The 25,347-nt window shown below is 36.1% G+C and carries 22 protein-coding genes and 1 pseudogene; 12 read left to right on the forward strand and 11 right to left on the reverse strand.

Going from position 1 to position 25,347, the window contains the following annotated elements; genetic code table 11:
• Window positions 1–92: 92 nt before the first annotated feature.
• The 3 genes from SKA34_RS06090 to tnpA all read right to left on the reverse strand — a co-directional run bounded on the left by SKA34_RS06090 (window position 93) and on the right by tnpA (window position 4,278).
• Window positions 93–1,343, reverse strand: coding sequence for an SGNH/GDSL hydrolase family protein (locus tag SKA34_RS06090; RefSeq protein WP_039859753.1), 1,251 nt, complete (start codon window positions 1,341–1,343; stop codon window positions 93–95).
• 131 nt (window positions 1,344–1,474) lie between these two features.
• A complete protein-coding gene (locus SKA34_RS06095; RefSeq protein ID WP_006644624.1) occupies window positions 1,475–3,298 on the reverse strand; it encodes a M4 family metallopeptidase in 1,824 nt (607 codons plus the stop codon).
• A 629-nt stretch (window positions 3,299–3,927) separates the two neighbouring features.
• A complete protein-coding gene (gene tnpA / locus SKA34_RS06100) occupies window positions 3,928–4,278 on the reverse strand; it encodes an IS200/IS605 family transposase (protein ID WP_006644625.1) in 351 nt (116 codons plus the stop codon).
• 24 nt (window positions 4,279–4,302) lie between these two features.
• On the opposite strand from tnpA, the gene SKA34_RS06105 reads away from it, so the two are divergent.
• Together SKA34_RS06105 and SKA34_RS06110 are read left to right on the forward strand one after the other, a co-directional pair.
• Window positions 4,303–4,782, forward strand: coding sequence for a helix-turn-helix domain-containing protein (locus SKA34_RS06105; protein ID WP_232284229.1), 480 nt, complete (start codon window positions 4,303–4,305; stop codon window positions 4,780–4,782).
• A gap of 265 nt (window positions 4,783–5,047) precedes the next feature.
• A complete protein-coding gene (locus SKA34_RS06110; RefSeq protein WP_006644627.1) occupies window positions 5,048–5,440 on the forward strand; it encodes a cystatin domain-containing protein in 393 nt (130 codons plus the stop codon).
• Window positions 5,441–5,608: 168 nt separating this feature from the next.
• Here the strand turns inward: SKA34_RS06110 and SKA34_RS06115 are convergent, their stop codons facing one another.
• From SKA34_RS06115 to SKA34_RS23290, 4 genes are all read right to left on the reverse strand, one after another.
• Window positions 5,609–6,919 (reverse strand): RHS repeat-associated core domain-containing protein, encoded by a 1,311-nt coding sequence (locus SKA34_RS06115; protein ID WP_006644628.1) that lies wholly within the window; start codon window positions 6,917–6,919, stop codon window positions 5,609–5,611.
• 490 nt (window positions 6,920–7,409) lie between these two features.
• The gene (locus SKA34_RS06120) at window positions 7,410–8,462 is read right to left on the reverse strand and encodes a YhcG family protein (protein WP_006644630.1); all 1,053 of its coding nucleotides are present in this window, start codon (window positions 8,460–8,462) and stop codon (window positions 7,410–7,412) included.
• A gap of 712 nt (window positions 8,463–9,174) precedes the next feature.
• Window positions 9,175–9,714, reverse strand: a complete 540-nt coding sequence (locus SKA34_RS06125) for a disulfide bond formation protein B (RefSeq protein WP_006644631.1) — start codon at window positions 9,712–9,714, stop codon at window positions 9,175–9,177.
• A gap of 9 nt (window positions 9,715–9,723) precedes the next feature.
• The gene (locus SKA34_RS23290) at window positions 9,724–9,879 is read right to left on the reverse strand and encodes a DUF5993 family protein (protein ID WP_005366901.1); all 156 of its coding nucleotides are present in this window, start codon (window positions 9,877–9,879) and stop codon (window positions 9,724–9,726) included.
• A 1,048-nt stretch (window positions 9,880–10,927) separates the two neighbouring features.
• Between SKA34_RS23290 and zigA the strand changes: the two genes are divergently transcribed.
• Both zigA and SKA34_RS06140 read left to right on the forward strand, forming a co-directional pair.
• Window positions 10,928–12,127 carry a zinc metallochaperone GTPase ZigA gene (zigA, locus tag SKA34_RS06135; protein WP_006644633.1) on the forward strand — a complete coding sequence of 400 codons (1,200 nt, stop codon included), beginning with the start codon at window positions 10,928–10,930 and terminating at the stop codon, window positions 12,125–12,127.
• 462 nt (window positions 12,128–12,589) lie between these two features.
• Window positions 12,590–13,657, forward strand: a complete 1,068-nt coding sequence (locus tag SKA34_RS06140) for a PAS domain-containing methyl-accepting chemotaxis protein (RefSeq protein WP_006644634.1) — start codon at window positions 12,590–12,592, stop codon at window positions 13,655–13,657.
• Here the strand turns inward: SKA34_RS06140 and SKA34_RS06145 are convergent.
• Window positions 13,650–14,827 (reverse strand): IS3 family transposase gene (locus SKA34_RS06145; RefSeq protein ID WP_086004108.1). Its coding sequence is split into 2 segments (ribosomal slippage): window positions 13,650–14,569 and window positions 14,569–14,827, totalling 1,179 coding nucleotides; the frame shifts between segments, so codons are not numbered across the junction. The genes SKA34_RS06140 and SKA34_RS06145 overlap by 8 nt on opposite strands.
• Before the next feature lie 70 nt (window positions 14,828–14,897).
• On the opposite strand from SKA34_RS06145, the pseudogene SKA34_RS06155 reads away from it, so the two are divergent.
• The 5 genes and pseudogenes from SKA34_RS06155 to SKA34_RS06175 form a co-directional block, all read left to right on the forward strand.
• A pseudogene (locus SKA34_RS06155) lies at window positions 14,898–15,371 on the forward strand (methyl-accepting chemotaxis protein); the annotation flags it as partial.
• A 678-nt stretch (window positions 15,372–16,049) separates the two neighbouring features.
• On the forward strand, window positions 16,050–16,982 hold the full coding sequence (locus SKA34_RS06160) for a triacylglycerol lipase (RefSeq protein WP_039859755.1): 933 nt from the start codon (window positions 16,050–16,052) through the stop codon (window positions 16,980–16,982).
• Between the two features lie 29 nt (window positions 16,983–17,011).
• Window positions 17,012–17,836 (forward strand): lipase secretion chaperone, encoded by an 825-nt coding sequence (locus tag SKA34_RS06165; RefSeq protein WP_232284230.1) that lies wholly within the window; start codon window positions 17,012–17,014, stop codon window positions 17,834–17,836.
• 468 nt (window positions 17,837–18,304) lie between these two features.
• The gene (locus SKA34_RS06170) at window positions 18,305–18,508 is read left to right on the forward strand and encodes a hypothetical protein (protein ID WP_006644639.1); all 204 of its coding nucleotides are present in this window, start codon (window positions 18,305–18,307) and stop codon (window positions 18,506–18,508) included.
• A 527-nt stretch (window positions 18,509–19,035) separates the two neighbouring features.
• Window positions 19,036–19,296 carry a hypothetical protein gene (locus tag SKA34_RS06175; protein ID WP_006644640.1) on the forward strand — a complete coding sequence of 87 codons (261 nt, stop codon included), beginning with the start codon at window positions 19,036–19,038 and terminating at the stop codon, window positions 19,294–19,296.
• A 79-nt stretch (window positions 19,297–19,375) separates the two neighbouring features.
• Here the strand turns inward: SKA34_RS06175 and SKA34_RS06180 are convergent, their stop codons facing one another.
• Together SKA34_RS06180 and SKA34_RS06185 are read right to left on the reverse strand one after the other, a co-directional pair.
• Window positions 19,376–20,833, reverse strand: a complete 1,458-nt coding sequence (locus SKA34_RS06180) for an EAL domain-containing protein (protein WP_006644641.1) — start codon at window positions 20,831–20,833, stop codon at window positions 19,376–19,378.
• 356 nt (window positions 20,834–21,189) lie between these two features.
• Window positions 21,190–22,065, reverse strand: coding sequence for a mechanosensitive ion channel domain-containing protein (locus SKA34_RS06185; RefSeq protein ID WP_006644642.1), 876 nt, complete (start codon window positions 22,063–22,065; stop codon window positions 21,190–21,192).
• Between the two features lie 716 nt (window positions 22,066–22,781).
• Here SKA34_RS06185 and SKA34_RS06190 point away from each other — a divergent pair.
• The 3 genes from SKA34_RS06190 (at window position 22,782) to SKA34_RS06200 (ending at window position 24,576) form a co-directional block, all read left to right on the forward strand.
• The gene (locus SKA34_RS06190) at window positions 22,782–23,147 is read left to right on the forward strand and encodes a hypothetical protein (protein ID WP_006644643.1); all 366 of its coding nucleotides are present in this window, start codon (window positions 22,782–22,784) and stop codon (window positions 23,145–23,147) included.
• A 360-nt stretch (window positions 23,148–23,507) separates the two neighbouring features.
• Window positions 23,508–24,155: a hypothetical protein gene (locus tag SKA34_RS22590; protein WP_157044452.1), complete on the forward strand. Its 648-nt coding sequence runs from the start codon at window positions 23,508–23,510 to the stop codon at window positions 24,153–24,155.
• A complete protein-coding gene (locus SKA34_RS06200) occupies window positions 24,115–24,576 on the forward strand; it encodes a hypothetical protein (protein WP_006644645.1) in 462 nt (153 codons plus the stop codon). The genes SKA34_RS22590 and SKA34_RS06200 overlap by 41 nt, the downstream gene beginning before the upstream one ends.
• Window positions 24,577–24,781: 205 nt before the next feature.
• Here SKA34_RS06200 and SKA34_RS06205 read toward each other — a convergent pair whose 3' ends face one another.
• Window positions 24,782–25,174 (reverse strand): hypothetical protein, encoded by a 393-nt coding sequence (locus SKA34_RS06205; RefSeq protein WP_006644646.1) that lies wholly within the window; start codon window positions 25,172–25,174, stop codon window positions 24,782–24,784.
• Window positions 25,175–25,347 lie beyond the last annotated feature (173 nt).

A 25,347-nucleotide genomic window follows, 5' to 3' on the forward strand; every position in this document is an offset into this window, starting at 1 on the left:
TTGGATTAAGCTGCAATAATTATCATTATGCAGCTTAAGTTGCCAGTGTCTGACTTAGCAATACTTCACGCGTAAATAATCAGATTTTGATTTTAGTCTTTTGAAAAATTAAAGCTCTCTAGCTTCGTTTCAAGAATCTGATTGGCAATATATTTATGAATTGCAGTTGTTGGATGAGTGACTCCCCAAAAGACATATTTATCAGAGCCATGATAAGCACATTCATTGGTTAAATTATGTCGATAGAGGTAATCTTTCGCTGAACTACGACTAATATTTAAACAAGCATCTTTGGCATTTTCAAAACCATATAATTTAGGTTGGGCGATGAGCTCCTCAAAAGTATCATATGCATCAAAAAGAATAATGTTTAACCCTTTTTCTTTGTAAAGGCGAGATTGCTCTGTAATAAATGCATTAAAAGCTAAGATTTTAGCTCTTACAGTATTAATTTCATTTGGGGTTGAGTATTTAAATTGTGGCGCCTTTGTCGTATCGGGCAAAGTGAATAATAAAAGGTTTTTCACGCCCGATTCGGTCAAACGAATCAATGCACTACTCAAGTCTGCTTTTACATCTGCCACCTCACGACCGTAATTCATAAAGTCATTAAGACCAAATTCAAGTGTGATCAAACTATTTTCAGGGTGATAGTTTTTTGCTATTTTCATATAGGTTAAGTAAGACGTAACTTGAGCATAAATACCAGTTAATACCAAGTACTGGTTAGTTCCAGCTGCGCCACCCACCGCCCAATTATAAAGGGAAATAGCTTTTCCATGAGCTAGATACTCTGTCCACACATAGCCATTAGAAAAATGTCCTAAGAACCAAGAATTTCGATTTGGAAATACCCATTGAGAAGCATTATAAATATTTCCCGTATCAGATAGGCTGTCACCAAAAGCAATAATACGATTAATTACATGTTTATTAACGTCATCATTTGTCCAAATATCATGGTTATACGAATACCGATTATCAGAAGCATAGAAAAGGAAATCAGCAGTATCATGATTTACGCCTAATGTTTCTTTACATCTATGTTTAATTTCTGACTGAGAAACATTGGTGTAAAACATATTTTTCAACCTTCCCGAGGACCACCAATAACCATCAATAGTAAAGTAATCACCTTTCTCATCACGCGCCCATTCCCATTCTGTTGCGGGATCATCATGTTTTTGTGCTGGCCGATACCAACATTTTACATAAGTATAAGTTTGCCTATTTTGAACATTAGCAATATAGCTGACGCTCATCATTTCTGGTGTAACTGGAATATTATCTGCAAACGCTGGTGTCACTGCCATCAAACTAGCTATGATTATCATTCTTGTCATAATTCGAAACTCACTTATGCCGTTTAATATCAAAATCCATACTTGATTAACGGATACTAGATAGGAAAATAAGCCAGCAGATAAGCTGACTTATTATGACGTTCTTACGTGTTAAAATGAGGTTGATCTTATTAGTCTAAGCGAAGCGTCAGTTTGGTATAGCGTGTGTAACCATGAATCAAGACGTAATATGTGATACCCGGTTGGGCATATAAGTAACACATCTCATCATTCCCTGATCGGTTAGAGCTACAATCAAAGGCTGAGGTTGTCGGCTTTCTGTTAGCTCTTATATATAGATCGGCATCTCCCTTTCCACCGGCCATCGAAACCATAACAGTCGAAGCTTTATCAACATTAAAGATGTAGTAGGTTTTCGAGTTTTCGCTTCCACTTAAATCTGTAATTGGCTCCCACTTAATAAGAACATTATCATTAGGAATAGGTGAACCGCAGCTAGCATCGACTCCCACCGAATTAAATGCGCTCTCAACATCTTTAACGGTATAACCGAAATCTTCGGCAGCTTTAACAACACCACATGCACCTTCGTCAAACGTACTGTTTGCCGTCCAATACAGCTGGTTTGCTAATGTAAATATTTCAAACCCTTTACGAACCCCCCAATTAGGTTTGTTGGCAAGTAAATAAAAGGCACGATTAAAAACACCACTTGAGAAATGCACGTTCATACCATCATAATATTGAGAAGCATGATCGATAGACTGGCCATCTTTCGATGGTTGATCAAAGTACCGTAACCCTCCTTCCGACTTAAAGATATCGCTACCTACAATCCAATCTACTTTACCGCGAAGATAATATTCAGCGGCTTCACCAGCAATATCAGAGAAAGCCTCGTTAATACCACCAGACATATCTTTGTAAACAAGCCCTGAGTTTTGCTCTGTAAAACCATGACTAACTTCATGGGCACTTACGTTAATATCAACAAGTGGATAGAAGCGATCTTTACCATCTCCAAATGTCATTGAAGATCCGTTCCAAAATGCATTCTCATACTCGGAGCCATAATGAACACGCATTGTTAACTGGAAATTTAACGGTGATGTATTCATCCAATCTTGATACATATCAAAAACAACATTACCAAAATAATGTGCATCGTTAAGCGGCGAAAAAGCACCGTTTACATATCTAAAATAATTGTAGTTATCATCATCAATACAATTGTATTGATAAGCGGTATTACCCTCGGTCGCATTATTTAAATTCACGGTTTTAACTGCAGCATTTTCTAACGTACACGTTGTCCCCACCTTGCTAATAGGGAGACCGTCAAAATCAAAACCATAAATGTATTCAGAAGTTTTTATATTACCGCCAGGGCCCATGCCTGAGGCTTTAGCATGATTTAATCCATCCCAGTGCTCTAAAATAACGCCATTTATTGCATCAACAATATAAAATGGACGTTCAGGATGTTCGGAGGCGATATAGAAATTAACGAGATAAACAATCTTTGCCGTTTGGTTATCATCAAGTTTTACCATTAACTTAGCGTTTTTGTTTTCAATATTATGATTGTTATTAGCAACGAGCTGGTGCGAAGTAATAGCAGCTAAAATTGCTTCTTTTTCACTTAATTTAGGCGTAATACTTGGCAAATCGCGGTTGACCCCTTTCGCCATCAAACCATAAACATCCGATGGTTTATTGTTAGAAAGAGTTGCCACAACAGAAGTATTAAAGACAGGCACACCTAAGTAGGTCTGTTGATACCGGACTTTGGTTTTCCCGTTTGGTAAGACAACTTTTTTTATTTCAGAAAAGCCCGTTTCTAATGGAGTAATACTTGTAGATTGTGCCCTAAGGCTCTGAAAGAGGAATTTATTATCATTAACCTTTACCATTTCTGCGGCATGTACCGAAAAGCCAACAGATGTACCAAGAAGCACTGCTATCTTGCAGCTTGTTTGACGTTGTAAGTTCATGTTTGGTTCCTGATGTTAATTAAATTATTACTTCCCAACGACTTTATAGGAAGCCTAAATATGGATCTTAAAGCAATAATTTGCATATCAAGAGTGTCTATAATTTAAATGCCTTACAAGCGTTAATACAAAATTAAATCCTCAATAACTGTAATAAAAATTTTACATAACTGTAACATGTTATCAATTTTTTATGATTTCAAAGTATATTTAGGGGGTTGAATTATCGATCTTGCATATATAGATATGCTTAAATAGAGGTTTGTGTTTATTTCAGCGAAAAGTTCAAAGTCTGTTTTTAGACCTTAATTTTAAAAGTGTCAGCCCAACTTTAAAATGTCACATCGGGTGTACGATTCTTCTCATAGAAGAATCTACCTATGGGATGGGAATATAACTTAAAATGAGCACCAAAGAGATTAAGAAACTCGAAATAATATAGAGCGTTTACGATAAACGGATTAGAAAAATTGATGTAGCTAAGACGTAGACATATTCAACGGTTAGTTAACCGATACCGACAGTTTGGTGCTGTTCGTTTTACTTATAATAAAACTCTACATTTAGCAATTTCGCCGTAAACCCTCGCCCAATCGGGCGGGGATATAAGGCGTAAGACGCGAAGCGGCTTAATCTGGTGTCGCCTGACTTTCTACATAAGACTTCAATGTTTCGATTGTTGCACCGCTAGCTGTACAAGCAAAGTAGGAACGTGACCATAAAGCCGCGCTTTTACTTTGCCTTGTAAGATGTGTGTTTTGCAATCTCAGCATTCTTGATGATATTGATTTTAGATTATTTACCATCACGCTAATGGCTAGCTTTGGTGGGTAGGAAATTAATAGATGCACATGATCCTCTTCACCATCCATCTCAATTAATTCACACTCCAATTTTACTAACGCTGTGCCTTTTTTAAGGTATCCGTCTAACAACTCTTTTTTGCGCACACTCACTTTACAATGCCTCACTAAAGCCATAATATATTTACATTTTACATGTGAGTGCTGAAAATTTTAAGAGCAACAAAAGTACGCATTTATCCTACGCAAGAACAGGCTGAGTTTTTAATGGCTCAATTTGGGGCTGTGCGTTTTGCGTATAACAAAGCTCTGCATTTTAAATCACATATGTACCGCAAGCATGGCGTAAAGCTAAACCCGAAAAAAGAGATTAAACCTCTGCTTTCGGTTGCCAAAAAGTATCGCAAATATCACGGGTTAAAGCAGTATGACTCCATCGCATTGCAACAATCGGTGATTAATCTCCATCAAGCTTTTGACAACTTCTTTAACCCGAAGTTAAAAGCCAGATATCCACAATTTAAGCGTAGGCATGGCAAGCAATCTAGCTACCACGGCGTAAGTGTTAAAGTGCTGGACGGTCGTTTCTGCTTATGGAAGCTGTGTAAGACTCGAGACTATCGAGCATTGGCTAAAGATACAAGAAAGATCGCTTGGTTTAGGGCGTTGAGAAGTCACTAATATTTAAGCAGAATGAGAAGGCACATTTGGACTAGGGCCAAAATTTCACAATTCAGATCGAGTGGGTTGGCACTTCTATAAAAGGCTCGTAAAAAGTGATATAACTTGGGAATTCATGGCTTTAAGGTAGCAATGGAATATCATTCATATTCGGTAGATGTCTGACGTCTTATAGCGACGTGCTGCTTTGTTGCATAAAGTGTATTTGCACTCAATTACGTTTTCTGTTGATATAGATGTAGCAAACGTGAATTAGGATTTGATGATGAATAAGAAAATTTTACTAGTTGCTTTAAGTTCCGTAGTGTTAGTTGCATGTAATTCAGTGAGTAACGTATCTTCGGATAAGATGAATTTACAAGAAAATTGTAATTTGTCTCACGACATTGTTGGTGGTTGGGCACAAATTGATATAACGCCTGATGTTTTACAAGCAGCGAAATATGCCGTTAAAGCAATCCCTGGTGACCATCATCTTGGTAAAATTTACAATGTAAAACAACAGGTTGTTGCTGGTGTTAACTATTCAATTACGTTCAGTATTGAAAATGGTGATTACTACAGTGCAATTATTTTCCGCAGCCTACAGAATACCTATCATGTTAAAGATATAAAACAAGTACCATCAATAACTTCTAACTGTGATAGTTATAAGTAATTATGTAGTGGTACATTAAACAATAAGTAATAATTGAATTTATAAAGCGCTCTTATTGATCACTCAGTAATTGCGCTTTTTTGTTTTATTCAGTTGCAGAATAATAGATGAAGTAATATCTGAATGTTATAAGACATTTTTGAGAAATCACGTATCAAATGTTTTGTATCACATCGTGGGAATCGATCTGATAGAACTTGCTAATCGCCCGAAACCTCTACTGTAAAAATAATCAGCAGTAGTTGCAATTTTACTTGAGGGAACGTAAATCCTAGAAATATGATCTAGTCCTATTCCACCAACACTCAGCGGGTGCCCGACGTTTGCAGCTGATAAAGAAATATTACCATCAATTCCGTACAACACAGGGTACATAGAGCAATCTCCCATAGAAGAGTAGTGGAGAGAACTTTGATAGCTATTAACGTTATTCAAGCTAACCCCTTTACTAATTGGCTGCCCTGTACCGATATTGCTAAACGTATAGCCTCTTTCCCCAGAAGATAGTCCCTTTTTGTGAAACCAAGGAGTCCCATCAATTTCCTCTGCACTTAGTAGAGCTCTGAACCTAGTTAACCCATCAAAGCTTGCACTATTCGAGCCGTGAACAAAAAAAACGCCATCGTTCAACATTTGCTGATGAGAGTTGTCTATTTTCAGTGTCAAGGCTGCTCTTTGTGCGCCTCTGCCACTCAGCCCTACAGTTTTAATTTTTGCGAGCTGCTGGTTAGCCTCCGACAGTGATGATCCGAGTGTCTTGACACCTAACCCAACAGCAAAAGTACTAAGTCCGATGAGGACACCAATACCTGCATTGAGCCCAGATTGTTTGACGGGCGTGCCTGCGGCGACATTCAAACCAAAATCTGCGCCACCGGACACCGTGGCGTCAACAATGGCTAATCCCACTTTTACTGATGTAGTTGCGCCTTTTGCTGCCGTCGCGAAACCACCAGAAATAAACCCAAGGGCGGCTCCTATACCCACTTGTTTCCAGTCAAATTTATGTTCAGGGTTAATGGCACATTGGATGCCTTCACTGATAGCGCTTATCCCACTACCAATGATAGCGCCAACAATGGCACCGATAAGAAGACTTAGGATGGCGAAATGACCACTTGGATCGCCTTGATTGATAGGATCACCAAGGCAGTAGGCATAGCCATTCATGCCTCCTTGACCAAAGGGGCTCAGGTCATCGTAACGGTGAAATTGCTGTAAGTGGGGGTTGTACATGCGGTAGCCATTACCAAGATGATAACCACCGGTCACGGGATCTTTTCGCTCACCATTGAACCCTATTCCGCTGGTGAAAAGTGCTGGTGGAGTGTCATTCACAGTAAGTGGGAAGGTGAAAGCTGGAGTAGGTACTAGGGTACTAGATGCTAATGTCCTTGTGTGAGTAAGAAAGCGTCTTCGACTGGCGTTAAACGTAATAGCCCTTAAATCAGTAGAATTTGCGTTGTTATTAGTATCCATGAATGTCTCGTCTCGTTTTTTAAACACTTATTTAAGTTGATAAATAGAATTTAAAATACCGACGTTGTTCGAAAAAATAGCTATAAAAATAATATTCTCTCTGCTTTATTTCGATTTTCGGGCTGCCGATAACATTGCCGATTCTTCATCATAGTGTTCATTCCGGTATGCCTTAATCCCTTGCTAATGAGTAATTTGGCCTATGAGAGAGAAGAACTCACAAAAAAGAGCAGTAGAACGAAAAGCCATTTATTGCGTTGGCGTAAGCCGACCTAATGTTTATTGAAATAGGTTGCAAAGCTATTAGTCGTGAGCATTGAGCACTTCTAACTTGAAATGATCCGATTAGCAAAGATGTATGATCATGGCACACCAAAACCTGGAGTAAAACAGAATTAACATAAGAAGTCTTACATCAATGATGAGTAACTCAGAATGATTTAATATATTATTTAATGGTTCAAGAATAAACTTGGAGCATTTATATTGACTAGGGAAACGGCCACAACATGTGTACTCTCGCCTTGACGATTATCGCTTCAATGTCTTCAATAGATGGCAAGTCAGCTTGAATTTCGCTAGGAAGCATCTCGGATAATTTATATTTTGCAATGTTTCTTGGTGGAGTCTGTCTTCTAACCATATATTTAGCGGCGAATTTATGACGTTCTATACTTAATAATAAGCCAATTGTTGGTGCATCGTCTGGTCTCTTTAGCTCATCATCAACCGATGATAAGGAGAAGTCAATTTGCCTGAAATCTTTGGGTAATAGTTTGTCCGACTTTAATTTAATAACCACGTAGCATCTGAGATTTAGATGATAGAAAAGTAGATCAACAAAGAGATTATTACTACTAGTATTTAACTTGTATTGCTGACCAACGAAAGCAAATCCGCTCTTGAACTCAAGTAAAAAAGCGGTAACGTGTTTCATCAGAACATTTTTTATATCACTTTCTTTTGATTCGACATTCGGATATAGAAAATTAGAATTATTCGGATATTTTAGTGTTTTAGCTGCTAGCTTAGCGTTAAGCTTGGGTAATATCATATCAAAATTATCTGCGCTCCCCCCAGAACTTCGGATCAAACCGTCATTAATTTGACGAGCAAGCATGGATCTAGACCAGCCATACCTAACTGTTTCTGTTGCATACCATAATCGTTCTTCATATCGTTTAAGTTTTTGAATTAACAATACGTTATGACCCCAAGGAATTTTTCCAACGGCTTGTTGGACAATTGAGTTAAACTCGAAATCAGGCCAAGACAACGCAAATGTCCGCATGTTCCTTAAGTTACTGCGAGATAATCCTTTTATTGATGGGAATGCTTGCTTAAGATCTTGAGATAGTTGATCAATGACTTTTGTTCCCCAGCCTTTAACTTGTTTTTTAATAACTATTTGATGACCAATAGACCAATATAGTGCTATTAACTCCGAATTCACGGAAATAGAGGCTTTTTGCTGTGACTGCTGTACTTTCTGTTTAAGTGTTAATAGACACATTTGGTAATCAAGATGAATTTTTAAGGCCATGGTTACCTCTATTAATGTATTTAAATCTAAATGCTAAAATAAAAAGACTACGTGTGAGCACAGCTCTGTTTCGCTGAGAAGATTATTTAAAGTGGCTTAGTTGCTTTCGAACATGCTTTATTTTTTTAATCTCAAGTGCGTAAATAAACATAAATAACTGTCGACAAGAAATTTAATTACAGAGCCTCTTCATAATAATGTTAATTTTACTAATAAACATCATGATATATTGTGATATATTTCGAGAAAACTATTTTAATTTATAGGATATGTAAGATATCTTTGGATCACACCGTTATATAAATGCTTGGCACTCACTGTGTTACTTATAAGTTTTTTACCTCTGAAGCACATAAATCTCTAATTTTCAGTGTTAAGAGGAAGTGCTGGATGTTTAAATGCAAGACTGGCAATGCATAGATTACTGATTATGATAGTGGTGTTGGGTAGCACGTTGCTATTAATAATATAGTAACTAAAAAGAATGTTTTTTGCTCGTAAACTCGATATTGTTGACATTGTATTTATGCATAACAATATATAATTGGTCTGGATTTGAGAAAGTAACGTTTCTAAATTATGTTTCAATACTCCCTAATAAAAAAGGAAGCAGCGCCCAGTTTAGAATGTTAGGAAGTCATAACGTTTTAGATATAAAAAGAGCGAGTTTATCTTTCGCTCTTTTTAAATGTAGGGATGTTCAACCAATACCTTAATTGAACAACCAATAGCTAACTGGATTATCTGGACACTGATAAGGTCCGCACTCGACAAATGTGGCAATGACATTTAAAGCCACGACGACAATCGCGAAGACACATACAATACGCCCGAAGTGAGTGATATTGTAAGACTCATGAGATTCGTCTTTATTGGTTAGCAGTAAGATCACTGCGACACCAAATACGGTTATAGCGAACAACACAAAGGCCCAAGTATAATAATGCATACCAAAAATAGGGCTACCGTAACCAGGTGTGCCTGGTATTACGTGTAGAGAAACTTGTCTTAGCGATGTCGCAATACCATATAAAGCGCCGATTAACACAACACCATAGTGACGAGATTGAGGCCCATAGACTACATTTAACATAAATCCAAAAGCGACCATGACAAAGCCAACCCGTTGTAATAGACACAGTGGGCAAGGAAGCTCATTTAGGACAAACTGAAGAATGAAGCCGATAAATAAAATAGCTGTCATACTGAATAAACCAAGAGTATTCAGTAACGTTAACTGATTTCTATTCATGTCAGTTCCTTACAATAAGATCGATAGTGGATCAGTTGCATGGTGGTTAAACCAATACAAACCAATGATTACTGACACTGCAAAAAAGCCATACGCGATAGTTTTTTTGCCGAAAAAACCACACACCATAGCCGCAAGTAACAATAAAAATAATAACGACATCATAAGAGGTATCCTCTCCTAATAAATCAAGTTCACTCATGGTGAACGTTATGGAAATATCACATCTACACCATTCTTGAGTATATCTATGGTTTATAGTGCGTATTTCGGTGGTTGCGACGGTCGTGATGCCGAACATGTTGTACCACTCCTTTATTGGGCAATGACTAGTGGTGATTGAAGCTGCATTATGATAGCTACCAATTAACGCACTGAAGTCAGTTCATCAAAAAACGAGTTAATTGTTTTTTGGTGGCCACAGGCAATAGCAGTCATTACGCAGCCAAGATGTGTTTTGTCTGCGCCTTTGGGCAAGTGGTCAAGATGTTCTGGTATTTTGATTGGCAACAGCCCGTCAGAATTTCGTTAACTGTTTCTGATTGATGTTGAGTCCTTATTTATTAATGAGTTGTTCTGATTGTTCAACCAATTATAGTAGTTCAATAGAGCTTTTAATTTCCAATAAGGACTGAACACTTATAATAGAAAGAACAGGTAAGAGCCACCGATATGAGATAGTGAGCGTTTAAGTTATTACAAAACTTTATGGCAATATCCACTTATTGGTGAAATGTCTGAAGACACGCAGTATTAATACTCTTTTTTTACAAAAAAACAATACTTACTTTTGTTGATCTACATTTTTATTACAAACTATCACATAGACTAAAAGTATAAGTGTATTTATGGAAATTTCTTTTATATTTTGCAGGTACCATTCAAATAAACATTCATAATAGTCAACGCGTTAAACAGAGTGTTGTCGCAACAATAAGTGCTACTTTGAGTTTATTTGTTATTGCAGTAAAGGTATCCAAAAAGCGTTAGTTAAAAGCCTTCCTTTCTCGGTGCTATAGATAACAATCGTGCGGTGAGAAGGCACTCAAGGGTAACTAAAAAGCAGCGTTAAAAAAAAGATTTTTTATGTATGAGTACCAATGATTTAAGCGTATAGCCAAAAAAGTGCACTAGACGTAAACAAATTATTTGATGCAAGAATTAAAATCGACGATTATGCTGATTGATAGGTTATAACGGTTTAGGCTTTAGCATGAATGTTCCAAAACTCCCTGTGACGGTTTTATCCGGCTTTCTCGGTGCAGGAAAAACGACAGTTTTAAATTATATTCTTAACAACAGACAAGGCAGAAAAGTCGCAGTCATTGTTAATGATATGAGCGAAGTTAATATCGATGCAGCAACAGTCAAGAATGAAGTTTCTCTCAACCACAGTGAAGAAAAGTTAGTAAAAATGAGTAACGGCTGCATCTGTTGTACTCTGCGCGAGGATCTTCTAGAAGAAGTGACCAATCTAGCCCAAGAAGGAAAATTCGATTATTTAGTTATTGAATCTAGTGGGATCTCTGAACCACTACCTGTTGCAGAAACGTTTACTTTTGCAGACGAAAATGGGGTTTCGCTTTCAGATATTGCGCGTTTAGATACTATGGTGACGGTGGTTGATGCTATTAACTTTCTTCGTGATTACGATGAGGCCAAATTCTTAACAGAGACGGCTGAGTCATTAGGTGAAGATGATGAACGTAGCGTGGCTGATTTACTTGTTGATCAAGTAGAGTTTGCTGACGTCATCTTGATAAGTAAAACTGACTTAGCTGAAAAATCTGAAATCGATAGACTTTTTGCGATCCTCAAGACTCTCAATACGTCAGCGACGTTACTTCCTATTTCTAACGGAGAAGTAGATCTTGAGTTGGTGCTCAATACGCAGCGCTTCAGTTTTGAGAAGGCACAACTGGCCCCTGGCTGGTTGAAGGAAATACGAGGCGAACATATACCAGAAACTGAAGAATACGGTATTTCAAGCTTTGTTTACTATGCTCGACGTCCTTTTCATCCAGAGAAGTTTTATGATCTCCTTCACAACATGGAAGCTTATGGCAAGCTAATTCGTTCTAAAGGTTACTTTTGGTTAGCAACAAGGCCTGATTTTATTGGTCAATGGAACCAAGCAGGAGGCATTGCACGTTATGGTGTTGCAGGTATGTTTTGGAAGGCTATTCCGAAGGAAGAATGGCCGACGGAACAAGATGACCTCGATGCCATAAAAAATATTTGGCAAGAGCCTTATGGTGATATGCGACAAGAATTGGTGTTTATTGGTCAGGGGTTAGAAAAAGAGAAATTGACGGCAAGACTCAATGACTGCTTATTAACGGAAGGTGAGATGGAAAAAGGGCTCGAATATTGGTTGTCTTTGGAAGATCCATTTCCTGAATGGGAAGAGTAAAAATATCAGAATTTGATAGGAGACGGCTTTACTGCTTATATTTTCGAACACGAGTGAAGCCGTGCTCATTCACGTTTATCGAAGACAGTATTTGAGTAATCTTTTTCCATGTAAATAATGGAAAAAAGTGAAAACCGGAGACCTGAGAACATTGCGAAATGTACCACTGAATATTAAGTTACCCTAACTATAGCTTTTCGTCTTAGATCTTCTTTAATAAAGACGAATTGTATAATTTAGATGTTTGAAACAAGCATAATTGGTGTTATCCCCCGAATTGCTAATTGGAATTAGCACTCAGCAGATTTTTCTTTTTTGATCCATTAATGAATATATAAAATCAATAGAAATTAGAGTGATATCTCATTTTTTAAAAAAAATACTCAAAACAAAAATATGCATCTATTGGCATATTTTTTTACCTTCATAATTATATCTGCTCAAATTTATAAGGTTTATATTATGTCAAGCATCAATACAGGAAATGAAGTAGAAATCCATCCCGATGCACAGATAGTTTCAACTACTGATCTTAGTGGAAAAATAACTTATGTTAACGACACGTTCTGTGAAATTTCAGGCTACAGCCGCAATGAGCTGATTGGAAAAACACACAATATATTGAAACATCCTGATATGCCTGAAGAAGTATTTGGAGATCTATGGAAAACTATAAAACAAAATAAATGTTGGCGCGGAGCAGTAAAAAATCGTTGCAAGAATGGTGACTTTTACTGGGTTGATGCTTTTATCACACCACTTTACGATAATGATAAGGTTAACGGTTATCAATCGGTACGTTTATCTCTTTCTAATCAACATAAAATACAAGCCCAAAACGTTTACAGTAAAATCAAATATGGGAAAAAGCTACAAACAAGTACTTCTCCGATAACAAAACAAGTTTTATTTTTTCTTATCAATGCTATTTCTATATTACTGACTCTTTTAATTTCACCCTATTTTTCCTTTTTACTACCTGCTTTAATTTTAATGCTTTTTAAGAAAGAATTAATTAATGCTCCCGCATGGCAGAGAAAACTAAAAGAAAAATATAACAGTATTTCTATCCATATCTTTAACCATGATATTAAAAATCATGCCGAATTTGTTATCGGACTCAAAGATGCACAAATGAAAGCAATTTTAGCGCGTACCTATGAAGCATCAACTAATGTCAATATTGAAATTAACACCGTTGCTACTTTATCGGAGACTTGTAAAAAGAAAATTGACCAAGAAAATTCGCATCTCGATAGTATTTCAACGGCTATTGAAGAAATGTCATCAAGCATTACGCATGTTGCTGAAAACTGTCAAAATACACTATCAACGGTTACTAATGCTGAATATGCTTGCCATCATTCATCAGAATTAATCAATTTAACCTCTCAGAATATTTCTCACTTAACCAATGAGATCAATGAAACAAGTAATATAACAGAGGCACTTGCCTCTGAAGCCAAACTAATAACAGGTATTTTACAAGAGATAGAAAGTATTTCAGAACAAACTGTAGTGGTCAACTAAAATTGGCCACGGTTTTAGAGTTTTCCCAATATAATCGTTCTGATTCGTTGGGAGTTAGGCCGCCATTATATTGATGCGGCCTGAGTTGACAGTAATACCCGATAATGTAGCGGATGATCTCTTGTTGAGCTTCAGCAAAACTACGATAACCCACTGTTGGCACCCATTCGGTCTTTAAGCTTCTAAAGAAACGCTCCATTGGTGCATTATCCCAGCAATTTCCTCGGCGAGATAAACTCTGTTTTATCTTAAAACGCCACAGTAATTGACGGTACTTTCGACTTGTATAGTGGCTACCTTGATCGCTGTGGAACATGACGCCTTTCGGCTTACCACGCGACTCATAAGCCATTGAAAGAGCTTTGCCTGTCAGACTGGAATCAGGTGATAAAGACATCGACCAACCAATCACTTTGCGGGCAAAAAGATCAATAACAACCGCTAAATACATCCAGCGATTTCCTGTCCAAATATACGTAACATCACCAACCCAAACTTCATTTGGGGCGGTAACAGCAAACTGTCGGCCCAAGTGATTTGGAACCTCAACATGTTCTTGAGAAGCCTTTCTGTATCGATGCTTTGGCTGTTGGCAACTGACTAAACCAAGCTCTCTCATGAGTTTTGTTGCTCGGTATCGGCTCAGTTTTAAACCCTGATTTGTGACTATATCTGCAATAGTCCTCGCTCCCGCAGAGGCGTTGCTTGCTGCGTGGGCCTCACTAACTAAGCTGCGAAGTTTGACTGTTTCCGCCCTAATCGCTGTTGGACGCTTTAGCCAATAGTTATAACTACTTCGATGAACATTGAAGACTTCGCATAATGTTTTTACGCTATAGCTCTGCTTGAGTTTCTTGATCATCAAGAATTGTTCAGTGAGTCCGACATCAACAGAGCCGTGGCTTTTTTTAATATTTCATTATGCTCTTCAAGACGAACTAACTTCTTTTTTAATTCCCGAATTTCTATTTGCTCAGGGGTCATAGGCGAAGCTTTTGGCGTTTTGCCTTGTCGTTCTTGTTTAAGCTGACGAACCCATTTATCCATCGTGGATTTACCCACATTCATGGCTTGGGCGGCTTCTGCCACTGAGTAATTTTGATCAATCACTAACTGTGAAGCCTCGAGCTTGAATTCTGCGCTGAATAGTCGTCTTGTACGATTTGTCATAGTGTCACCTGTTAACGTATGAAGTGATGATATCACCTCTAACTAAGTGACCAAATTCACTATGCCACTACAAACGAACTTACTTGCCCTTAATGCTGCCATTGAAGCTGCACGTACGGGGGAGCATGGCCGAGGGTTTTCCGTTGTTGCTGATGAAGTAAGAGCACTAAGCCTAAGAACTAATAATGCAACATCACAAATACAGAAATCAGTAAACTATATTCTTTCATCTTTGACTAACGTCGCAGAAAGAATGAAAGTAGGTAGTGATGAGTCACAGAAGTGCGTATCTGACGTAAAAGGTGTGTCTAAGAAAATCGATAAAATTCTTTCTTTGATAAATCAGATTTCTCATTTATCTCATCAAATATCAACTGCAGCAGAGCAACAAGCAATGGTCGCGAAAGAGATTAATATTAATAGCTATCAAATCTTCGATGCTTCAAAAGTTAATCTTCGTGAAATAAATACCATTACTGAAACAATATCTGAAATGACACAAAACTCAGCCCAACTAGTCGATCTTTCAAAAGCATTTAAGTAAATAAACCACTAAGCGTTAGGAACGATTCTCCACTGAGGTTCTTATCGATAAAAAGACATTGCAATGACAGACCTGACCGCCATATCAAGAGATATTTTACGCTTTTGAACCGTTGCCAACTCTCAACTTTCACTTCATTAATTAATGAGGTTTGGACAAGGATGTCACTATTTTGTCCGAGTTGTTTTGTATTTTTGAGCATAATCATTGGCGAGTGAGAGGTCTGTGGTTAATTGAAAAAGAAAAGGACTTAAATGGAAAGACTTAGCTCAAAAGTAAATAAATTGGTGTAATTTCTAAAAAAGAAGTGTTATAGACTGAGTTCTGTATTCTTATCCAATTCACTATTTGAGAAGGGCTGTCTGGTGATTGATGTGTTGAGAGTTTAAAAATCGCAAATAAGTTTAACGAACCCTTACTTAATAAATCAGTGTGTCATAATGTATGTCGTATATCCGTTTAATCAAGATGCACAATTAAGAGTCTCTGTTCTCTATCTTTTTTATGAAACAATCCTCCACTTGTTCTTGCTTAACATCGCCCATATTTAACTCTGACATTGCTTGAAAGCATATTTTTCAGCGTCACTTCACAATTTTTTAACATTAACTTAGCGAGCTAGTTAGATGCGATCTAGGCTCAATTACTCATCGGAGGTCTGATAAGGAAAATATTTAAATGAAAGTGTTATGCACACTCATTTTATGCAGTGTAATGGCATGGGATGTAAAAGCGGAAAGTTTTGGAGAACGCAAAGGTTATACCGAAACCAAATATCCAATAGTGCTAGTGCATGGTTTGCTGGGGTTTGATTCGCTAGCAGGGTTTGATTACTTTTATGGTATCCCTCAAACATTAAGTAAAAGCGGAGCAAAGGTATACGTTGCTCAAATATCAGCGACCAACAGTACGGAAGTGCGGGGTGAACAACTGTTAGCACAAGTAGAAAATGTGTTGGCAGTAACTGGTGCTAACAAAGTCAATTTAATAGGTCACAGCCATGGTGCGCCGACGGCGAGATATGTTGCGTCAGTTGCCCCTCAAATAGTTGCATCAGTGACCAGTGTTGGTGGCGTGAATAAAGGGTCGAAGGTGGCAGATTTAGTCCGCAATACCATACCGGAAGACTCAGTATCTGAGACAATTGCGGTGGAACTGTCTAAAGCACTTACGACGCTCATAGGCATATTATCAGGAGGTCTTGACTTACCACAAGATGGATTGGGAGCATTAAAGGCGCTCACCACTAAAGGAGCATTAACCTTTAATGAGCTTTATCCAGAAGGCGTGCCACTGTCGTCCTGTGGTGATGGTGAGTGGCAGGCAGACAATGGTGTGTACTACTACTCATGGACTGGGACTGCGACTTATACTAATGTGCTAGATCCCACTGACGCCGCCATGTTTTTATTAGGATTAACGTTTGATGAACCTAATGATGGGTTGGTAGCAAAGTGTAGTTCGCATTTAGGTCGAATCATCCGTGACGACTACAAAATGAACCACTTGGATGAAATTAATGGCCTTCTCGGTATTCATCATTTGTTTGAAACGGACCCAAAAACATTGTATCGCCAGCATGCTAATCGGCTGCAACAACAAGGGCTTTAGCGATGAATAGGTGCTCAAAAATAGGAAAAGTGTCAGGATTATTGGCGGTAATGATAACGGGGTTGGTGATATTTTCTACGCCCGATAAAAATAATTATAATTCGTTCAAAGCAGATGCCCAACTTAATACCCAAATCGATAAAACCTCAGATCGTGACACTTTCGAATATTTCCTTTCGGATCTTGTTGACAACGATACAGATACGATAATGCATCGGTTCGAGCGCTATAATCAGCAATTAGAGAGCTCTGAACGGCTTGAGACAGCATTGCTTGGTAAGTATATGCGTTATAAGGCTGCATTAGCGACGCTCAAAAGAGATAATAATCTCAATGTAGATTTTCAAGATTTGCACCAACAAATGTTATTATTGCAAAGGGCATTCTTTACTGTCGATGAGCAATATCATTTGTTTAGTGAAGAAAATCTATTACGTGAACTCGCACTATTGAAAAAAGGCATTAAGGAATCAGCGCAATCTTCTGAGGAGTTTCAACAACGTTGGGAGTTTGAACTTAACAAACTTCCGCCAGTATTACGAAATAGTTTTCGAAATGCGTCCTTGTTAGCGGCTCTGAACGAAACCAATATTTTGGATACGCAAAGTCAATTTATAGCACGAGAGGCATTGGTTGGTAGCGAAGCCGCGGAGAGGTTAAGGATACTTGACCAACAGCGTACTGATTTTGACCGGCATGTTCACTCTTACCTTATTACGAGAGACGTTATACTGAATAACGCTTCATTTGATGATATAGAAAAGGAGCAAGCTATTACTGATCTAAGAAAGTCGTTGTTTGATAATAGCTTATGGCGAAGGATAGAGGCGTTAGAGCGGATTCATGATAGATAGAGTGTATAATTTCATGAGACAATTCGTAGCGAAGCATCAGCTTCTATCTAACAGTTTAGTCATTAACTTTCTTTTTATTTAAATATTTATATCCCCCTTATAAAAACGCTATACCAATATTAAATTCTGCTAATTTGTCCACATTATCATTATAATAATTGCCGTTATAATTAAACAATGTATTTAAAGAGTAGAATAAATTTAATGGTTTCATACTCACCAATATTAAAGAATAAAAAAGTAGAACAACGTCAACGATTATTAGCGTTAAGAATATCAAAAAAAACAAGAGATAAATTTCTCCAAGTCGTACGTGAGAAAAATACGACTTAATGAAAAGTTATTAAAACGTTATTTCTATCAGTTAGATAGTATTTTTCTATTTTTTATAATAACTCTTAATTTTAGTTGGTTATGGGAGTTTCTCTAGGTGAAACTGTATGTTTTTATTTATTGTTGATAAGGTTTATGTATTTTAAAAATAAAAATAAATTAGACGTTAAGTATGATGATTTGATTTCTGAGCTTCAAGATGTTGTTGTTAAGAAATATAGTCAACATGGTGTGAGATTGATAAAGAAAAACATCAGTGATGTTTCTATTGAACTTAGTTTTAATATTGGTGATAACGAACTAATAGCGATGAACGTTAATAAAGAATCTCAATATTGAGATAAATTTTACCTTTATCTACTACGGGAGGAGTTTTGCTTTTGATTAATTGCAACAATTCGTTCAGTAATGAGCGTATTTAATTTTTTTTTTGCTAATGCTATTAGAAATATAATTAAATGACCGCCCGTTGTGGCGGTTTTTTGCTTCTTTTCTATATCTAAAAGTAAAAAGTTAACAAAAAATTAGAACAATAAATGAATAGTCAACGCGGGGCTGTTACCTGTCCATTTAGAATGTAAACAAATGTCAGTAGCAGATCATTAAAATACAGTTAATATCATTAATCAATAAGGCTGAAATCGACTGAGGAAGCATTAAATTTTTTGTTTCGATTTTCTTTTTGTCGTGCAGCAAACCTTTTGAGGATCCTTTAGCAATAAAAAGTGCGATAGCTACAATGAAGGCAATATAGCAAAAGTGAATAAATAAGCAAAACAGAAGTAATAAACAATTATTAAATGAAAATCATTCTCATGTGTTATTGTCGAAATGCAGTTTGTTGTCTAATAATAGTGAGGAAAATTATGAATCAGTTAATAATGTGTTTGTTTACCGTATTATTGTTCTTTTGCAGTGCTTTTGCACTATCGGCTGCTGAAACCACTTTCCAATGGCGAGGAACGGTACCACGTTTGGCATCAGAAATGGAGCAGCCTGTTAATGGTGATCAAGTAAATATAGACAAACTTTTATCTAACAACCCAGTGTTAATGGTCGATAAAAGCCAAGCGGGCTTGTATGATAATGATTATGGTATTGTTAACATTCTTACTGTGATAATGTAGTGCTCAGCTTAATTGCATCCTATGTAATGCCGTTGTGAAATAACGGCATTTGAAAGTGCAGACTCGCTATGTATAGCAATTATACTTGATGATTTTTCTTATTTTGTACTGAAGTGATTGCATAATTAAGTTGGTCGAATGGTATGGGCTTAGAAAAGTAGTATCCTTGTAATAGTTCTACTTCTTTGCTTACCAAGAAATCAACCTGTGATTGATGCTCAATACCTTCTGCAACAATGGTTAAATTCAGCGATTTTGCCATATCAATAATGGCATCAAGGACATTTATTTTTACATCTTCTTGCCCAATGATATCGATAAACATTTTATCAATCTTAATACCGTTGATGTTAAAATTTAAGAAATAGTTAAACCCCCCATATCCTGTGCCAGTATCGTCGATCTTTATCTTATACCCCTTTTCTTGAAGCCGATTGAGGTTGTACTTTGCTGTTTTTTCATCGTTAAATTGCTCTCTTTCTGTGATTTCAAACTCGATATTGAAACCATGATGATCCTGAAAGATTTCAAGTAGCCGGTCGATGAATTCGTTATTTTCAATCTGTGATGCTGTAAGGTTAAAAGCACAAAAAAAGTCAGTGGTAATAAGACTGTACGCGCTCTGTTGACTAAAATCATGTTTCACAATGTCAATCATGTTTAGTGTCATCTCATCGATTAATTTCAACTTTTCAGCTGCATGTATAAACATGGCTGGTGTGAAAATTTCGCCTTTTTTATCCTGCCAGCGCATTAAAACTTCAGCTCCTTTTACTTCACCCTGTGGGGTGAAGATGGGCTGATAAAAGGGGATGAATTGGTTTCTTTTGCTGGCTCTTTTCAACAATGATTCAACCGTATTATGACGATTTTTTATGCTTTTATAGATGGCAAATATCAAATTAATAACAATGAAATAAAGATAAAAATAGATATAGAAATATTGTTCTTCTAGCTGTTCTTTTAGCTCGCGTGAAACGATGATATAACCATTGGCTTGCCCAAAATTATGTTTAGTGATAAACCAAGTTGATGCATCTGGGAGTGGCGGCTTTTCTGTTGTGAGTCTAATGTGATAAGAAATGCAAGATGGGCAATAAAAATGGAAATGATCCTCTAATCGTAGCTGATTAAAAAAGAGAAGAAATGTGTTTTCACTTCCTTCTATAAGTGTGGCAATTTCATTGTCGTCTGTCGCTTCTAGTTCATAACGTATTAGCGGTATAGTGGGTGAGTTAAGCGCAATTGGGTAAGATAAAATGCCATTGCTGGTACACAAAGTATTATCATCGAGTACTAAACCAATGAATAAGATCTCAGGCTCTTGGTAGTCTATTTTTCTTAAAGCATGACGCACCTGTTTAGAACACTTATTTGGTAATATGATATTTGACAGAAAAGTTTCTTCACGCTTGAAGTTGTGTTCTATTCTTGCAACATACTGTTGAGCATCGTGATTTATAAAAAATTTCGCGACATGGAGGGTTATCCAAGAAGCGCTAAAAAATGCTAATAGGTAGCTTGTTCCTGCAATCATAAAAAGAACAAGTACAAAACGTAAGTAGCTGATTTCTATTTCCTCCAATTTATAAAAATAAAAGAAAATTAAACTTATTGAAAATAACGTAGATTTTATACAAGTACATATTTAATGATACGAGACAAACAAGATATGTAAAGATTATTTCATCAAATAATTGTGAACTGTTCAGCTTAATTTGAATTGTATTAAAATAAAATTTATTTCATCACGTTATGTAATAGTAAAATTCAATACAAAGATTATCTTATTGTAACGACAAAAAAATTAATGAACTGTAGATTAATATTAATCTCTGTTTTTTTAAAATTAGTGGGGTAATAGACCCCACTAAATATAATGAATATTAACTTTTACTTAGTTAAATGGACATCCATTTGCGGGTATGGGATATCGATACCTTCTTTGTTAAGTTCTTCCTTAATTGTCTGATTAAGCGAATAAGTCACTGCCCAATAATCAGCAGTTTTTACCCAAGGTCTAACAACAAAATTTACAGAGGAATCTGCTAGCGCAGCCACTCCAATCGTGGGAGTTGGATCTGTTAAAATACGATCATCTTCTTCTACAATTCGTTCTAGTACAGCTTTTGTTTTTTGCAGGTCTGCACGATAAGAAACCCCAATCACGAGATCAATACGACGTGTTGAATTGCGTGAGTAATTAGTAATTGGATTACCGATGATTGAAGAGTTAGGCACGATAACTGTTTTGTTATCAGAGGTGCGAAGCTCAGTCGAAAAAACTTGAATGGATTTAACGGAACCCGAAACATTTGAAACTTCGACGAAGTCCCCAGATTTAAACGGGCGAAATGCTACGATTAATATCCCCGCAGCAAAGTTTGATAACGAACCTTGAAGCGCTAAGCCAACAGCAAGACCTGCTGCACCAATTACTGCAACAACGGAAGCTGTTTGTACGCCGACACGGCTAAGCGCTGCGATAATAACAATAGTAAAAAGTAGGTATCGTACTAATGCATGGATAAATTCTACTACAGCGGAATCCATCTTTTCTTTATGCAGTACTTTAGCAACTGCAGAGGCTATGACTTTTACAATGATGTTGCCAATAACAAGAATGATTATAGCCGATATCAGATTTAACGCATAATGAATCAATAGGTTTTGATTATCAGTAATCCAAGAACTAGCATGTAATACGCTATCTCTTAATGGATGTCCTACCGCGTTTTCGGCTACATTGTGGGTCGTACTTTCCGTCATTGTGTTATTTTCTCCAAAACGATAATTGTTATTACTACTTGTGCCCCAGATACATACTTAAAAAGCGAAATCTTTGATCAATATCATTGACGATTTATGTTACGGCTTCTTCGGTTAGCTTAATTATTCACCTACTTCCGAAGGTTAAGCTAGAAGTAAAAACAGTTTTCATGAAAAACTGACAAAAAAATAACACAATATTTACAGTTGTATATAATTAAGGCATTTGAAAATAGATTTATAAAATTCATGTTACGGGTACACATATCAGGAATTGATAAATGTTGGTTGGCATACAAATTTTTTCCAGGCTAAGGTCATCTTTTATAAAACCGAAGAGAGAAAAAAAAACTATTGTCTGCAATAAAAGTTTATTTTAGTCATTGTTTAAGAGATATTGAAATTAACTGCGTTTATGTAATGTTGAAACGATATTTTAGAATCAAAAAGTCATCTTAATTGAAAGATGTTTGTTAAGCTCATGTTTAGCTTTATTACTCTACATTAATTTTTGTGAATGTCGTTTACTATAATTTTTTCACATTTTTCGTATTTGCCATTTTGTTTATCGAGATGATGTTATTATTACTTCTTTTATTTAAAAAGAAGTAACGGTACTTTTTATTGAAATTTTTACTCATGATGATGAATTTTATTTATCGATTATTGGAATATTCATGATTGTACTTCTATATGCTTTTTAGGAGATGTTTATTATGTTCAAACAAGTATTTTTATTAACTGCGTTTTTATTACCATTAGCCTGCCATGCACAAGCGAGTACCAAAAATGATGTTACGATGATAAAGGAGCACCATAATATAAATAAGAATGCTCACCATGTAGTTCAGCATCAATCGCAAGATATTTCGACCAAGGATTTACAACATAAGGTAAAGCAAAACACTTATGGTTCTACTCTTAAGGGGCATAATTATGCTACACATTCTCAATATAGCAATACTTTACACGAGTTTTCAAAGCACAAGAAAAAAAATCATAAAACGTTGAAAAAACAAAAATACTATTCTGCTGCTAATTCTGAAGACAAGTTCGAGGATGCTACACTCGATTTATTTTAACTACACAAAATAACTGATGTCTTATTGAGGTAGCCAATTTTAGATGAAAACTAGACTTTTTTATTTGTAACCAGAGTCAAAAAAGTGATTTGATATAGAGAGTTAAAAAATAAACCGTGATTTAGTTCGGAGAGAAGTATTAAATAGCATGCATTAATTGTTCACGTTGAGTTAAATATCGAGGCGAAAAGACGGGGAGGAATATTTACCTTTCAGGGCAACTATTTTGTGGAGTGTCTCGTGATAATTTTTAAAAATTCAACAAAGTTATTAATGTTTTGTATTGGCTTTCTGAGTAATACTTTCGCACACTATTGTATGGGGAGCCATGATCATGAGGGCATCTTGGATGTTCATCTAATGACATATAATGGCCTTCATGATACGGATATATATGCTAATGGCAATATGCAAGCTGCTCTTGATGTGGTTTATCAGTTATCTCCTGGGTTTACAATAAAAACGATTACGCTTAAATCACTTCAATCTGGTGAACCATTAGAAGGTTGGACACAATCTGAAAATGAAAATGAATATTTGCATAGCATAGACGACTGGCCTTATTCTCAACCCAAATTTGAGGGTAAGTCAAAAAGAGTCTATTTAGCGACTAAAAAAAACCAAAACATTGCTGTTTGCGTGGAGTTAACAGCAGAAAAAGCCGGACTCGATGTATTTAAATCAACTTGCTCTAGCCTAAATCCAAATGGGATTGTGACCATTAGGGCCTTAGCGCCGTTTTACTTATCAAAAGCAGATTTTGACCTGACTGATTGGTCTCACTCATCAGTAATTGATAAGTATATCTCTCCACGTACTGGTACGTGGAGTAATGAAATTAGGGAGCAAGTATTAAGGTCAAAAGCTTATATTCCGAAAATTAAGAGAATAGAAAGTCAATTTATGCTGGAAGGGAAGGTATCACCTCTTTTCTTAAAAAATGCGTTGATTAGTCAATATACGCCAAATGTTAACTTTAAGGGAGTTTCACATATCATGTCTTGTTAACCCGAAAACAGTAACAAATATTGAGTTTATAGAAAACGTAGGACTTGATGAATCCTGGGGCTCGACGGTAAGAAGAGCTATTCCTTATGAATATCAGGATGATCCTAATTATATTGGGTCTTTAGTCACTTATATATTAAGAGATGATAAATCCTTATATGATGGATATCAGCATTATGCGCTTTGTGAAGAATCTTTTATGTTGACGGCACCACCTAGTGATGTGAGAAAGTGCCAAGTACCAGGGCCGTTAAATATTGAGGCTCCATGGTATATCTATTTTAATGAACAGATAGAAAATTGGAAAATTGAACGTTTAAAAGGAAAAATAAATGTTATAGATGAGTATGGAACTTCATCACCTTTAAATATTGGGGTTAAGTATATTAATGATGTGTATTCTGAAATTATATTGGAGTAAAAAATCTTATCATTGTCTCTTTATCTAACCAAAAAAACACCCTTTATTGAATATTAAAAGCCACTTCTTTTAAAGAAGTGGCTTTAATTTTTTATTTTTTGGCTTTTTTAATGTTCATAGAGTTATACTATACTTTTGAGTAATGATGTACTTTCTATAATAGTTACTAAAAAGGTTAATAATAATGATATTATTCGGCTACTTTTTATAATGGAAGTGTAAAAAGGTGTCCAGCAGCCAGAGTCTTAGAGTTATTTTGATTAATCTGCAATTTTAGCTCTATTTCATCCTCTAAGTACCAAATGTAATCTTCACCTTTTTTTTGCGTTGTCCAACTGATAGTGTTATTACTTATGTTGCAAATACTCATTATATATGGTGGGTAATGATAAGAATTGAAAATTATTTCAGCTGAAAAATCTTTATTTTCTTTGATATTGCCGATTTCTATAGTATCAACAGGTTTACCAAAAAGATTACTAATATAGAGCTTACATGCCTCTTTTTTTTGTTCTTTCGATAGGGAATTAACAGCATTGAAACTATCACTACATGCTGAAATGAAAAAAGGTATCAGTACTAAAAAATTTTTTTTCATGTTTTTTTCCAAAATTTATTTTCAATAAAATAATATTATGCAAGTTTATTTTTTCTAAAAAAAACCCACTAATTGCTTAGTGGGCAAAATTAACAGCGTTGGATGTCAACAAGAATATAATTTATCTTTTTTTATGAATTAATAATGCGATATTGTTCTACTTTTTAATCTTA

The organism is Photobacterium sp. SKA34, assembly GCF_000153325.1.
GTDB lineage: Bacteria > Pseudomonadota > Gammaproteobacteria > Enterobacterales > Vibrionaceae > Photobacterium.

Excerpts from the sequence above, each read along its gene's own strand:
- SKA34_RS06090 (WP_039859753.1), bottom strand. The coding sequence starts at position 1,343 with ATGACAAGAATGATAATCATAGCTAGTTTGATGGCAGTGACACCAGCG.
- SKA34_RS06095 (WP_006644624.1), bottom strand. The coding sequence starts at position 3,298 with ATGAACTTACAACGTCAAACAAGCTGCAAGATAGCAGTGCTTCTTGGT.
- tnpA (WP_006644625.1), bottom strand. The coding sequence starts at position 4,278 with ATGGCTTTAGTGAGGCATTGTAAAGTGAGTGTGCGCAAAAAAGAGTTG.
- SKA34_RS06110 (WP_006644627.1), top strand. The coding sequence starts at position 5,048 with ATGAATAAGAAAATTTTACTAGTTGCTTTAAGTTCCGTAGTGTTAGTT.
- SKA34_RS06115 (WP_006644628.1), bottom strand. The coding sequence starts at position 6,919 with ATGGATACTAATAACAACGCAAATTCTACTGATTTAAGGGCTATTACG.
- SKA34_RS06120 (WP_006644630.1), bottom strand. The coding sequence starts at position 8,462 with ATGGCCTTAAAAATTCATCTTGATTACCAAATGTGTCTATTAACACTT.
- SKA34_RS06125 (WP_006644631.1), bottom strand. The coding sequence starts at position 9,714 with ATGAATAGAAATCAGTTAACGTTACTGAATACTCTTGGTTTATTCAGT.
- SKA34_RS23290 (WP_005366901.1), bottom strand. The coding sequence starts at position 9,879 with ATGATGTCGTTATTATTTTTATTGTTACTTGCGGCTATGGTGTGTGGT.
- zigA (WP_006644633.1), top strand. The coding sequence starts at position 10,928 with ATGAATGTTCCAAAACTCCCTGTGACGGTTTTATCCGGCTTTCTCGGT.
- SKA34_RS06140 (WP_006644634.1), top strand. The coding sequence starts at position 12,590 with ATGTCAAGCATCAATACAGGAAATGAAGTAGAAATCCATCCCGATGCA.
- SKA34_RS06160 (WP_039859755.1), top strand. The coding sequence starts at position 16,050 with ATGAAAGTGTTATGCACACTCATTTTATGCAGTGTAATGGCATGGGAT.
- SKA34_RS06170 (WP_006644639.1), top strand. The coding sequence starts at position 18,305 with ATGTATTTTAAAAATAAAAATAAATTAGACGTTAAGTATGATGATTTG.
- SKA34_RS06175 (WP_006644640.1), top strand. The coding sequence starts at position 19,036 with ATGAATCAGTTAATAATGTGTTTGTTTACCGTATTATTGTTCTTTTGC.
- SKA34_RS06180 (WP_006644641.1), bottom strand. The coding sequence starts at position 20,833 with ATGATTGCAGGAACAAGCTACCTATTAGCATTTTTTAGCGCTTCTTGG.
- SKA34_RS06185 (WP_006644642.1), bottom strand. The coding sequence starts at position 22,065 with ATGACGGAAAGTACGACCCACAATGTAGCCGAAAACGCGGTAGGACAT.
- SKA34_RS06190 (WP_006644643.1), top strand. The coding sequence starts at position 22,782 with ATGTTCAAACAAGTATTTTTATTAACTGCGTTTTTATTACCATTAGCC.
- SKA34_RS22590 (WP_157044452.1), top strand. The coding sequence starts at position 23,508 with ATGACATATAATGGCCTTCATGATACGGATATATATGCTAATGGCAAT.
- SKA34_RS06200 (WP_006644645.1), top strand. The coding sequence starts at position 24,115 with ATGTTAACTTTAAGGGAGTTTCACATATCATGTCTTGTTAACCCGAAA.
- SKA34_RS06205 (WP_006644646.1), bottom strand. The coding sequence starts at position 25,174 with ATGAAAAAAAATTTTTTAGTACTGATACCTTTTTTCATTTCAGCATGT.